Source organism: Sorangium sp. So ce1036 (assembly GCF_051369805.1).
Lineage (GTDB): Bacteria > Myxococcota_A > Polyangia > Polyangiales > Polyangiaceae > Sorangium > Sorangium cellulosum_F.
On sequence record NZ_JBBMOX010000001.1, the window covers coordinates 4,890,878 to 4,902,377 of the forward strand.

The 11,500-nt window shown below is 73.6% G+C and carries 9 protein-coding genes and 1 tRNA gene; 9 read left to right on the forward strand and 1 reads right to left on the reverse strand.

The window, feature by feature from the left end; genetic code table 11:
• Positions 1–39: 39 nt before the first annotated feature.
• The 5 genes from WMF31_RS18330 (at position 40) to WMF31_RS18350 (ending at position 5,961) form a co-directional block, all read left to right on the forward strand.
• Positions 40–1,995: a serine/threonine protein kinase gene (locus WMF31_RS18330; protein WP_436603185.1), complete on the forward strand. Its 1,956-nt coding sequence runs from the start codon at positions 40–42 to the stop codon at positions 1,993–1,995.
• Positions 1,914–2,588 carry a hypothetical protein gene (locus WMF31_RS18335; RefSeq protein WP_436603186.1) on the forward strand — a complete coding sequence of 225 codons (675 nt, stop codon included), beginning with the start codon at positions 1,914–1,916 and terminating at the stop codon, positions 2,586–2,588. Before WMF31_RS18330 ends, WMF31_RS18335 begins: the two co-directional genes overlap by 82 nt.
• Positions 2,589–2,669: 81 nt before the next feature.
• Positions 2,670–4,031 (forward strand): glutamine synthetase family protein, encoded by a 1,362-nt coding sequence (locus tag WMF31_RS18340; protein ID WP_436603187.1) that lies wholly within the window; start codon positions 2,670–2,672, stop codon positions 4,029–4,031.
• Positions 4,028–5,182, forward strand: coding sequence for an iron-containing alcohol dehydrogenase (locus WMF31_RS18345; protein ID WP_436603188.1), 1,155 nt, complete (start codon positions 4,028–4,030; stop codon positions 5,180–5,182). Before WMF31_RS18340 ends, WMF31_RS18345 begins: the two co-directional genes overlap by 4 nt.
• Before the next feature lie 119 nt (positions 5,183–5,301).
• Positions 5,302–5,961 carry a sterol desaturase family protein gene (locus WMF31_RS18350; protein ID WP_436603189.1) on the forward strand — a complete coding sequence of 220 codons (660 nt, stop codon included), beginning with the start codon at positions 5,302–5,304 and terminating at the stop codon, positions 5,959–5,961.
• Positions 5,962–6,359: 398 nt separating this feature from the next.
• Here WMF31_RS18350 and WMF31_RS18355 read toward each other — a convergent pair whose 3' ends face one another.
• Positions 6,360–6,668 carry a hypothetical protein gene (locus WMF31_RS18355; protein WP_436603190.1) on the reverse strand — a complete coding sequence of 103 codons (309 nt, stop codon included), beginning with the start codon at positions 6,666–6,668 and terminating at the stop codon, positions 6,360–6,362.
• Between the two features lie 297 nt (positions 6,669–6,965).
• Between WMF31_RS18355 and WMF31_RS18360 the strand changes: the two genes are divergently transcribed.
• The 4 genes from WMF31_RS18360 to WMF31_RS18375 all read left to right on the forward strand — a co-directional run bounded on the left by WMF31_RS18360 (position 6,966) and on the right by WMF31_RS18375 (position 11,313).
• Positions 6,966–7,520: a hypothetical protein gene (locus tag WMF31_RS18360; RefSeq protein WP_436603191.1), complete on the forward strand. Its 555-nt coding sequence runs from the start codon at positions 6,966–6,968 to the stop codon at positions 7,518–7,520.
• A gap of 217 nt (positions 7,521–7,737) precedes the next feature.
• A tRNA-Gly gene (locus WMF31_RS18365) sits at positions 7,738–7,810 on the forward strand.
• A 300-nt stretch (positions 7,811–8,110) separates the two neighbouring features.
• Positions 8,111–9,559 (forward strand): flippase, encoded by a 1,449-nt coding sequence (locus tag WMF31_RS18370; RefSeq protein WP_436603192.1) that lies wholly within the window; start codon positions 8,111–8,113, stop codon positions 9,557–9,559.
• A 416-nt stretch (positions 9,560–9,975) separates the two neighbouring features.
• A complete protein-coding gene (locus tag WMF31_RS18375; RefSeq protein WP_436603193.1) occupies positions 9,976–11,313 on the forward strand; it encodes a serine/threonine-protein kinase in 1,338 nt (445 codons plus the stop codon).
• Positions 11,314–11,500 lie beyond the last annotated feature (187 nt).

Sequence of the window (11,500 nt, forward strand, 5' to 3'; positions counted from 1 at the left end):
CTTCGGTCCAGCGGCGCCGTGCGCTATGGCTCAAGGAGCATGGCGGACGACGTCTTCGGCATCGTCGGAACCACGCAGGCGGGTAATTTCCACGTCGAGCAGGTGGTCGCAGAGGGTGGATTCGGCGTGGTGTACCGGGCGATCCACGCCGGCTTCCGCGCGCCGGTCGCCCTGAAGTGCCTGAAGGTCTCCGAGGCCAAGACGCCGCGCGAACGCCAGCTCTTCCTCGAGAAATTCCGCGAGGAGGCCCAGCTCCTCTTCCGGCTCTCGGCCTCCATCCCGGAGGTCGTCCGTCCGCTCCACGTCGACGTGCTGCACCTCAAGCGGGGGGAGTTCGTCCCCTTCCTCGCCCTCGAGTGGCTCGACGGCGAGTCGCTCGACCGGGTCATCGATCGCCGCAGGCTCCACGGCGAGCCGCCGATCCCCCTCCACAAGCTGATGAAGATGATGCGCCCCATCGCGCAGGCGATCGCGCGGGCGCACCGCTTCCCGAGCCCGGGCGGCACGGTGTCGATCATCCACCGCGACCTCAAGCCCGAGAACATCTTCATCACGAACCAGGAAGGCGTGGAGCGCCTCAAGATCCTCGACTACGGGATCGCGCAGGCCAAGTCGCTGGCCGAGCAGGCGGTCGGCCGCGTGACCAACGGCGATCCGCTCAACGCGTTCTCCCCGGCCTACGGCGCCCCCGAGCAGTGGGCGCCGAAGCGGTTCGGGCAGACGGGGACCTGGACCGACGTCTGGGGTCTCGCGCTCACGATGGTCGAGGCGCTCGTCGGACGGCAGGTGATCGAGGGCGAGGCGCAGGCCATGATGGGCACGGCGCTCGACGTGAAGCGGCGGCCGACGCCCCGGACCGAGGGGGTCGGCATCGCGCCGGAGATCGACGCGGTGTTCGAGCGCGCGCTCGCCGTGAGCCCGCGCGACCGCACCAGGGACATCGAGACCTTCTGGTCCGAGCTGGAGGCGGCGCTGGGGCTCGCGCCCACCTTCGGCCCGCGGGGCAGCGCGCTCGACGACGCGTACGCCGCGTCCCCGCCGCCGCCGTCGTCGTCGATGCGCGCGCCCGGGCCGGCCAAGCACGCCGCGCACGTCTGGCTCGACACGCCCAGGGACTCCGGATCGCTCGAGATCGATCTCGACGTGGCCCCCGCCTCGATGCGCGCGCCCCGCGGGGGCCGCCGGGACGGCCCGGAGAGCAGCGCGCACCCGCCGCCGCCCTCGGATTCGGCCGGGCTCGAGATGGATCTGCCCGAGGCCCCGCCGAGCGCGCGCGGCCGGGCGCTGATGGGCGCGGTCGGCGACGGCTGCCCCGGGAGCGCGCGCGGCCGCGCCGGCGCCGCCGGCTTCGCGGAGGCGACGCCCGTGGGCGCGATCCCCCGCGCCGGCGGGATCGGCGGGCTGGAGAGCGCCCCGCCGAGCGCGCGCGCGCGCGCCGGCGCGATGGGGAGCATGGCGAGCATCGCGAGCCCGCCACCGCTGGAGGTGGCGCTCGGCGCCTCGCCGCGCACGACCTCGATGCCGCCGTCGATGCGCCCCCTCTCGGACCTGCCGTCGGCGCGGTACGGCTCGGACCTGCCGTCGGCCAGGTACGGCTCGGAGATGCCGTCGGCCCGGTACCGGCTCGGAGATGCCGTCGGCCCGGTACCGGCTGCCGCCGCGCTCGCCGTCGGACATGCGCCCGCGCCCCGCGGCGGACCCGAAGCAGCGCCCGGCGCCGACCCTGCTCCAGCAGCTCGGGCTGCCCGTGGCCTGCATCGTGTTCGCGTGCCTGCTCACGGTGGCCGACCTCATCATGAAGAGCTCGGGCCAGGGGCTGAGCTTCGGCCCGGTGCGCTCGTTCTGGGTCGCCGGCGTGCTCCTCCTCTTCGGCGTCGGCCTGTTCTTCTGGCGCATGCTCGGGGACCCCAACGATGCCTGACCCGACGAGCGGCGGCGCCCTCGCGGCGCAGCGCGCCGACGAGAGCGTGTCGGTCCGCTTCACGCGGCTCATGAACGCGTCGGCCTCGCGGTGGGGCGTGCTCACCGATCCGCCGGTCGTGTCGCTCGCGACCGGCGTCTTCCTGTTCGCGCTCCTCGGGGCGCTCGGCCGGGACGCGGGGCCGACGCTCGTGCGCGCGCTCGGCGCCCTCGCGGCCGCGCCGATCGCGGTCGCCGTCGTCGCCAGCGTGGCGCTGCGCGGCGCGCGGCGCGAGGTGGTCGCGTGGCTCGCGCGCCAGCCGTTCCCCGTGGAGAACATGAACGCCGTGCTGAACGGCCTGGGCGAGGCGCTGGAGGTGACCTTCGCCGCGCGGGCCCCGGGCGCCCCGGGCGCCGCCTACCGGGACGCCTCGGAGGCGAGCCCCGCCGCCGCGGTCCCGGAGACGGCGCAGCTCAACGCCGAGCTCGAGAAGGTGCACCCGGACGTGTTCGTCACGGGCGGCGTCGAGGACGCGCGCACGCTGGACATCCGCATCGGTGTGGTGGACTCGAAGCGAAATCCGGCCGTGACGAACCACCGGCGTTACGTGCGCGTCCGCGCGATCGTCGAGCGCGTGCTCGTGCCCCTCGCGGAGCGGTATCCCATCCAGAGCGTCCGGGTGAAGTGAGCCGTCGCCGCGCGGCCGCGAGGCGCGGGCGGCGCCTGTCCTTTTCCCTTCCTCCCGGGTCCCCTGCTATCGTCGCGGCCCATGACCGCCTCGACCTCCGAGAAGCTCGTCTCCGATCTGGAAGCGCGGGGCATCACCCGCGCGAAGATCGGCGGCTTTGACATCGACGGCATCCTCCGCGGCAAGTACGTCTCCCTCGAGAAGCTGAAGAGCGCGCTCGGGGGCGGCTTCGGCTTCTGCGACGTCATCTTCGGCTGGGACATCGCCGACGTCCTCTACGACAACGCCAAGGTCACCGGCTGGCACACGGGCTACCCGGACGCGCACGCGGTCCTCGATCCGAGCACGCTCCGCGACATCCCGTGGGAGCCGGGCACCGCCGCGATGCTCGCCGACTTCCGCGACGAGCACGGCGGCCCGCACCCCGCGTGCCCGCGCTCGCTGCTCCGGGGCGTCCTCGCGCGGGCCGAGCGCATGGGGTACTCGGCGAAGCTCTCGTGCGAGTACGAGTTCTTCCTCTTCGACGAGACGCCGCGCTCGCTGCACGAGAAGCGCTTCGCCGGCCTCTCGCCGCTCAGCCCCGGCATGTTCGGCTACTCGTGGGTCCGCGAGGGACAGCACCGGGAGCTGATGGCCGCCATCCTCGACGGCATGCGCGCATTCGACGTCGAGATCGAGGGCCTGCACACCGAGACCGGCCCGGGCGTGTACGAGGCGGCGATCCGCTACGACGACGCGCTCCGCGCCGCGGACAAGGCGGCGCTCTTCAAGGTCGCCATGAAGCAGATCGCCCACGAGCACGGGCTGTCGGTGACCTTCATGGCGAAGTGGAACGCCGATCTGCCCGGCTCGAGCGGCCACCTGCACCAGAGCCTGTGGAAGGACGGCCAGAACGTCTTCCAGGACGCGTCGGCGCCCGGCCGGATCCCGGCCGCGCTGCGCCACTACATCGGCGGTCAGATCGCGCTCATGCCCGAGCTCACGGCGCTCTACTCGCCCACGATCAACGCCTACAAGCGGTACGTGCCCGGCGTCTGGGCGCCGCTCACCGCGAGCTGGGGCGTCGAGAACCGCACGGCCGCGATCCGCCTCATCGGGCTCGGCACGCCCGGCGCCCGCGTCGAGTACCGGCAGACGGCCGCGGACATCAACCCCTACCTCGCCATGGCCGCGTGCCTCGCCGCGGGGCTCCACGGCATCGAGCACGGCATCGAGCCGCCGCCGCCGTCCGGCGGCGACGCGTCGTCCGCCGCGTCCTCGCGGCACGCGCTGCCGCGCTCGCTCGCGGAGGCGACCCGGCTGCTCGCGGAGAGCCGCCGCGCCCGGGAGATCCTCGGCGAGACGTTCGTCGACCACTACGTCCAGACGCGCGACTGGGAGGTGCGGCAGTACGATCGCGCGGTCACGGACTGGGAGCTGAAACGCTACTTCGAGGCGGTGTGATCATGAGCCAGCTCACGGTGTGGAGCTTTCCCACGCGCATCCTCTTCGGCGCCGGCGTCGTCGGGCAGACCGGCGCCGAGGCGCGCCGGCTCGGCGCGACGAGGGCGCTCGTCGTCACGGACAAGGGCGTCGTCCGCTCGGGGCTGCTCGAGCCGGTCGCCGCGTCGCTGCGGGGGGCCGGCCTCGAGGTCGCCGTCTTCGACGACGTGCTCGGCAACCCGGTCGAGAAGAACGTGCACGACGGCGTGGCCGCGTTCCGCGACGCCCGCGCCGATCTGGTCGTCGCCCTCGGGGGCGGCTCGCCGCTCGACGTCGGCAAGCTGGTGCGCCTCGGCGTGCACCACGACCGGCCGCTCGTCGACTACGATGACGCCACGGGCGGCGATCGGCTCATCACGTCCAACGTGCCGCCGATGCTCGCCATCCCGACGACGGCCGGGACCGGCAGCGAGGTCGGGCGCTCGGGCGTGGTGACGCTCGACGTGAACCACAGGAAGACGGTGATCTTCTCGCCGCACCTGCTCGCGAACGCGGCGCTGCTCGACCCGGAGATGACGCGGTCGATGCCGGCCTTCCTGACGGCGGCGACGGGCTTCGACGCGCTCACGCACTGCCTCGAGGCGTACGTCGCGAAGGGCGATCACCCGATGGCCGACGGCATCGCGCTCGAGGGGATCCGCCTCGCCGCCGCGCACCTCGAGCGCGCGGTCTCGCACGGCGACGATCTGGAGGCGCGCGGCGGCATGATGAAGGCGGCGATGATGGGCGCCGTCGCGTTCCAGAAGGGGCTCGGGGCGTGCCACTCGCTCGCCCACCCGCTCTCGAGCGAGTGCGGGCTGCACCACGGCCTCGCCAACGCCCTGTGCCTGCCCGCGGTGGTCGAGTTCAACGTCGCGGCCGCGGCGCCGCGCCTCGCGCGCGTCGCCGCCCTGCTCGGCGCCCCGGAGGACGCGGCGGCGTGCGCGGAGGCGGTCCGCGCGCTGCGCGCCCGCGTCGGGCTCGCGGCGGGCCTCGAGAAGGCGGGCGTCCCGGCCGGCAAGCTCGACGCGCTGGCCGATCTCGCGGCGCAGGACGCGTGCCACACGTGCAACCCGCGGCCGTGCTCGCGCGACGATCTCCGCCGGCTCTACGAGGCGTCCTTCGCCGGCTGACGCTGTCGCGGTGCGCAACGGGCGACGCCGGTGGGGGGGGCGGCGCGCCGGGGTATGGGGATTTCCCGGCATCCAGGGGGGCGCGGGGGGCCGGCCTGCCTCTGGCCGAGAATGGATAAATGAGGTACCAGGGGGGCACGATGACCGTCACCGCCACGGAGCGCACCGCTCGTCCCGCGACGTGCCAGATGTTCGAGACGCCGCTCATCGAGCGGTTCTCGCGGATTCACCCGATCACGCCGTTCGTCTTCTGGCTGCCGGTCTACGGCTACCTCGGCGTTCGCGCCGCGCGTCATGGGGTCGGCCTCCTGGAAGGGCTCGGGCTCGCGCTGGCCGGCCTGTTCCTGTGGACGTTCGCCGAGTACGTCCTGCACCGCTATGTGTTCCACTACGTCGGCCCGCGGCTCTGGCAGCGGCGGATGCACTTCGTCCTCCACGGGGTGCACCACGACTTCCCGCAGGACGCCGACCGCCTCGTGATGCCGCTCGGCGCCAGCATTCCCCTCGGCGTCGTGTTCTACATGCTGTTCCGCGCCTCCTTTGGGCCTGTTCCAGCGGATCCGCTATTTGTCGGCTTCGGCCTCGGTTACCTCGTGTACGACGGCACGCACTATGCCATTCACCACTTCCGCATGAGCTCCCGCCTGGGAAAGTGGATCAAGCGCCATCACATGGTCCATCACCACACGGGGGAAAACGCGCGGTGGGGCGTGTCGTCCCCGCTCTGGGACTGGGTCTTCGGGACCATGGGCAGCTCGACCACGGGAAAGGGCGGCTGAGCGGCTGAGCGGGGCTCGCCGGACGCGAGCCCCGGCGGGGAACATCCAGGACGCGCCACCTCCAGGCGCTCCGGGGGGGATCGCCAGAAAGGTGGGAATGCGTCGCTGATGCGGCAGGTTGGATGGGCCGTGAATCGGTCGCGTCCGGGCGCTTCTGCCGCGCGGCCGACGCGGCGCAACAACACAGCGTGTTCGCCGCGGCGCATCCAGGTGAGGGGACGAAGCGATGTTCGAGAGGTTCGGGGGCCGCGCGCCCGTGCGCCGCGCCACCGGGCGGAACGCGCGGTGCTCGGCGAGGGGTGGCCCCGCGCGGGTCCTGGTCGAGGAGGAGAATCAAGCGGGTGGATTCTGGGCCCGCTTGACATGGGGCCCGACGAGCCCGAAGCGCAGCGGGCACATCACGTCGGGGAGGCGGTGCCGCTCCGGGCCGGCTCTGCCGCAGGAGGAGCGCCTGCAGGCAGCCGTCTCATGGCGCCCGCATAGAAGGTCCGGAGCGTGTTGCGCCCGCAATAGGGGCAGAGCCATGCCACGTCGAACCGGTCGAGGTGAGCGTTGATGCTGTGTGCCGGAGCGAGCTCCTTGTCCGCCCCGCCGTTCGCCGGGCGCCCGCGGACCGCCCACCCCGCGGTGACGTGCCGGTGCTCGTCCAGGGTGGCAGACAGCGTTGCCTGGCACTCGCAACGAGTGGAGATGAGAAACCGACTCATGCGTGACCGTCCTTCGTAGATGTTTCCGTGAAACGTGTCGGCATGCCGCGACGCGGCGTGCCATGGGTTCCATGAAGCGTGCCCGTTCCCATGAAGCGTGCCCATGAAGCGTGCCGGTGAAACGCGGGTGCCACGGGATGTCCATGAGACGTGCTCGTGCGCGCTCCATCTACCAGAGACATGCCAGGGGGATGCCATGGAAAGAGGCGCGCCCTCCTATAAAGGTTGAACAGTTTGAGCTCAAGGGGTGTTAGCCTGGGTCACGGTCGCCTTGGTGTGGCCGAGGAAGGGGAGTTCATGATCGCTCGACGTGCCGCTCGTGAGCGCGCGACGCCGGCCTCAGAGAGGCTGCCGGCGTCCGAGAAGTTGCAGGTCGTCGGGCCGCGCGGCCCCGGACCGCGCGCGGCGCGCGGCTTCCGGGTGCTGCTCGCGCACGACGCCCGCGCCGCGACCTGCGACGCGCTCGCGCTCGCGCTCGAGTCCTCGATGGCGAACGTCGAGATCGTGGACGCGTCGTCGATCGACGACGCCCTGCTCGCCTCGTCGACCGAGCGGTTCGATGCGTTCCTGGTCTGCCTGGATCTCCCGCCGGCGCCGCTCGGCGGCGTGCGCCTCGCGAGCGAGCTCGTGGAGACCAACCACCCGGTCGTGCTCGTGACGAGGAGCCTGCGCTGGGTGCCGCCCGACAGGCCGGCGCTGCTCGAGCTGCCCTGGATCCCGCCGGACGCCGCCCCCGGCGAGATCACCCGCGCGATCGAGGCCGCGACCAGCGACTGCGACAGCATGGTGCGCTCCCGCGCGCCGCTCTCCAGCGACATGCTCCGCGCGCAGGCGGTCCGCGCGCGCCGCTGAGCGCCCGCGCCTTGCGGCCTGGCCAGCGCCTTGCGGCCTGGCCAGCGCCTTGCGGCCTGGCCAGCGCCTTGCGGCCTGGCCAGCGCCTTGCGGCCTGGCCAGCGCCTTGCGGCCTGGGTCAGCGCCTGCGCCCGACAAAAAGAAACGTCGCAGCGATCTTCGTGGCGAAGGGGGTTGCCCTGCAGCTCGGGATTGTGTAGAAGGTCTTCCACCTCGTGCGGGACTAGCTCAGTTGGTAGAGCATCAGCTTCCCAAGCTGAGGGTCGCGGGTTCGAATCCCGTGTCCCGCTCCGAGGATCGCCGGCTCCCTCCTGCGCTGGCGATCCTCGTGCTGTCGGGTGCCGCGAGGCCCAGGACCGTCTCCTGATGGCGATCACCGTGATCGCGCATCGAGACGCGCGTGGCCGCGCGGCGGTCCGCGCGGCGGTCCGCGCGCGGCGTCGTGGCGCGATACGGCGCCGGGCCGTCGCTGGCACGCGCGCCACGAGAGACGGACGCGCTCCAGCGGCGGCCGACGCCTGAACCCGGGGCGCTCCCGCTGCGCGGATCGCGGCGCCCCGCACCATGGCGACACCTCGGAGGTGTTGTTCATGAAGGATGGCCGGCGCATCGCGCGGAACGCGGCGCTGATGCTCCTCAAGCAGGCGATTATGGCCGTGCTCGGCGTCGTGTTCGTCGGCTATCTCGCGCGGAAGGTGGGCGTCGCCGCCTGGGGGGAGTTCCAGGCGTCGCTCGCGACCGCGGGGATGGTCACGCTCGTCGCCGGCGTCGGGGTGAGGGGATACCTGGCCCGGGAGGTCGCGGTGCGGCCGGAGCTCGGGCCCCGTCACCTCGGCGCCGCGCTCGCCATCCGGGGCGTGACCGGGACGCTGGTGCTCGGCGCGACCGCGGCCGTCGCGCTCGCGACCCGCTCGGGGCTCGGCGCGCAGCTCGTCGTGCTGGCCGCGGCGTCCCAGCTCGCGACGCTGCTCTACTCGACGATGTGGCTCTCGTTCGAGGCGCACGAGCGGTTCCAGTACATCCTCTACGCGGAGCTCGGCGCCAGGCTCTTCGTCATCGCGCTCGCGGCCGCCCTGCTCGCGCTCGGCTTCGGCGTCGTGGCCGCGGCGACGGCGTTCCTGCTCGGCAACGTGCTGGAGCTCGGGATCACCTACCACTACCTGCGCGCCCGGCTCTACCGGCCCGAGCTGTCGACGCCCCCCGCCGAGCTCTGGGAGATCACGAAGCGCAGCCTGCCGATCGGCGCGCTCGGGGTGCTCGCGAGCGCGCTCCTCCAGACCGACCGCGTGATGCTCCGCGCCCTCTGCGACGAGGAGGCCGTGGGGGTCTACAGCGCCGCCTGGGTGCTCAGCGAGAACTTCAGGATGCTCCCCGACGTGCTGCTCGGCGCCGCGTTCGCGGCGGGCATGCGCCTCTACGCCCAGGATGGGGAGGCGTTCGGGCGCCTGTACAGCGGCTGCATGCTCGTCGCGGCGCTCGTCGGGCTGCCGGTCGCCGCCGGGCTCTTCCTCCTCGCGCCGGACGTCATCCGGCTCGTCTACGGGACGGCGGCCGACTACGCCCCGGCGGCGGACGTGCTCCGGATCCTGGCCTGCAGCGTCCCGGTGATGTTCGCGTTCCAGGTCGTGACGCTGCCGCTGCTCGCCGCGAAGCGCGAGGTCGCGATGGTCAAGCTGCTCGCGCTGACACTCGTCGCCAACGTCGCGCTGAACCTGCTCCTCCTGCCCCGCTACCGGGCCCTGGGCGCCGCGGGCGCGACGCTGGCCACGAGCGCGGGCTCGCTCCTCGCGTCGTGGATCATGACCGCGCGCTGGGCCCGCTTCGTCGCGCCCGGCCGCGTCCTCGCGATCCTCGCCGCGACGGCGCTGATGGGCGTCGCCGCCTACGTCGCGCGCGCGCTCGCCGGGATGTGGGCGTCGATCGCGGTGGGCGTCGCCGTCTACGTGGTGCTCCTCGTCGCGCTGCGCGCCGTGTCCTTCCGCGAGCTGCGCGCGCTGCTCGCGCGCCGCGTCCGCGCCTCGCCCGCGGCCGCGACCTGAGCCGCCGATCCGCCAGGGGCGGGCCCGCCGCGCGGCGCCCCGCCGTGGTCCTCCGCGTCGCCCGCGGCCCCTGCGCCGCTGTGCGGAACACGGGCCGAGCCGATTTCCCCATTTTCGATGGATGCGGCTCTCGCCGCGGGGGCCGCGCGATTGCCGACATGCGCTCTCATCCGCGGCGCGCGCCGCGCGCGGGAGCACGGCGCCCGTGGCTCGGAGGTGACGGTGCCGCGGCCCTCTCCGTGGCATGCAGCGTGAATGACGACGGCCGGATGGGGCGGCGCGGGCAGCTCGGGGGGATCGCCGGGGCAGGGCGGCTCCGGAGGTGGGTGGCGCGACGGCCGTCCTCGCTCCGCGTCCCCGGCTGGCCGCGGAAAGACGAGGTGAGCGCGGCGGGGCAACCGCGGAGGGCGAGGGACATGGACCTGCCGATGGGCGAAGGCGGCTACGCGTTGCTCGCGCGCCTGTCCGCCGGCGGCATGGCCGAGCTGTTCCTCGCGTGCCGGCGCGGGCCGGCAGGTATCGCGCACCCCGTGGTCGTGAAGCGGCTGCGCCCCGAGGCGCGGCGAGATCCGTCGATCGTGCGGATGTTCCTCTGCGAGGCCTGGATCAGCGCCCGGCTCCAGCACCCGAACGTGATCCGGTTCCACGACTTCATCTTCCACGAGGGACACCATCACCTCGTGGTCGAGTATGTCCCGGGCTGTGATCTCGCCGCGGCCGCGCGCGTCTTCTCCACCGAGGGCCGGCCGTTTCCGATCGACGCGGCGATCGAGATCGGCCTGGGCGTGCTGCGGGCGCTCGGTCACGCGCACGGGCTCCGCGACGACGAGGGCAGGCTCGTCGGCCTGGTGCATCGCGACGTGAGCCCGCAGAACGTGCTGCTCTCGCTCGAGGGCGAGATCAAGCTCATCGACTTCGGCGTCGCGAAGATGACCGTGATGGATGCGGCGGAGGACGCCGTGTGCCCCGCCCTGCTGCGCTCGGCCGGGGGGGCGACGCTGTCGACGGGCTCGGGCATGGTGAAGGGCAAGCTCGGCTACGTGGCGCCCGAGCAGCTGCGGGGGGAGAGGATCGACGCGCGCGCGGATCTCTTCGCGGTGGGGGTGATCCTGTTCGAGCTGCTGACGGGGCGGCGGCTGTTCCACCGCAAGGACGACGGCGAGACGATGAGCGCGGTGCTGTCGGGCGAGGTCCCGGCGATCGCGCCGCTCAGGCCGGCGTGCCCGGCGCTGCTCGAGGAGGCGGTGCGGCGCGCGCTCGCGCGCGAGCCCGAGGGCCGCTTCGCGTCCGCGGCGCAGATGGAAGAGACGCTCGCGGAGGTGCTCGCCTCGCTGCGGCGCGCGCCCGGCGAGCGCGAGGAGCCGAGATCGAGCGAGCGCGGCCTGCTCGCGGGCGAGGAGCTGGCCGCGCTCGTGCGCGAGGTCGTGAGCGGCCGCGATCGGCACCGGTCGCTGCTCGTGCGGAGCTGCCGGCGGTCCGGCGGGCTCCGCGGGCGCACGGGGGTGCGGCGCGCCGCCGCGGGGCGCCCGGGGGACGGCCGCGACGAGGCGCCGCCGCGGGCGACGGCGCCGGGGGCGGGGGCGAGCGCGCTGGACGACGGGGGCGAGCGCGACGATCTCGAGGCGGCCAGGCAGGCCGCGACGCCGCACTGGCGAGGCGCGCGCCCGGCGCGGCGGGGGCGGCTCCTGCCGTGGCTCGTGATCGCCGCGGTCGCGCTCATCGCCGGCGCCCTCGCGGCCAAGGCGCTCGGCTAGCCCCGCGTCGCGGGATAGGGCGCGCGTCGGGCAGGCGCTTGTCGCTGGAGGGGGCGCCTGGGGCGGGTGGACGGCGCTCGGGGCACGCGAGATGATGCCGTGCTGCCCGGCTCATGAACAGAGCGTTCCTCGCGCGGCGCGGGGCTCCGCCGAACTACCGGGACCAACGGAATTCGAAGCCGGCGTG

Coding starts and splice junctions, on each gene's coding strand:
- WMF31_RS18330 (WP_436603185.1), top strand. CDS start 40: ATGGCGGACGACGTCTTCGGCATCGTCGGAACCACGCAGGCGGGTAAT.
- WMF31_RS18340 (WP_436603187.1), top strand. CDS start 2,670: ATGACCGCCTCGACCTCCGAGAAGCTCGTCTCCGATCTGGAAGCGCGG.
- WMF31_RS18375 (WP_436603193.1), top strand. CDS start 9,976: ATGGACCTGCCGATGGGCGAAGGCGGCTACGCGTTGCTCGCGCGCCTG.
- WMF31_RS18370 (WP_436603192.1), top strand. CDS start 8,111: ATGAAGGATGGCCGGCGCATCGCGCGGAACGCGGCGCTGATGCTCCTC.
- WMF31_RS18355 (WP_436603190.1), bottom strand. CDS start 6,668: ATGAGTCGGTTTCTCATCTCCACTCGTTGCGAGTGCCAGGCAACGCTG.
- WMF31_RS18350 (WP_436603189.1), top strand. CDS start 5,302: ATGAGGTACCAGGGGGGCACGATGACCGTCACCGCCACGGAGCGCACC.
- WMF31_RS18335 (WP_436603186.1), top strand. CDS start 1,914: ATGCCTGACCCGACGAGCGGCGGCGCCCTCGCGGCGCAGCGCGCCGAC.
- WMF31_RS18360 (WP_436603191.1), top strand. CDS start 6,966: ATGATCGCTCGACGTGCCGCTCGTGAGCGCGCGACGCCGGCCTCAGAG.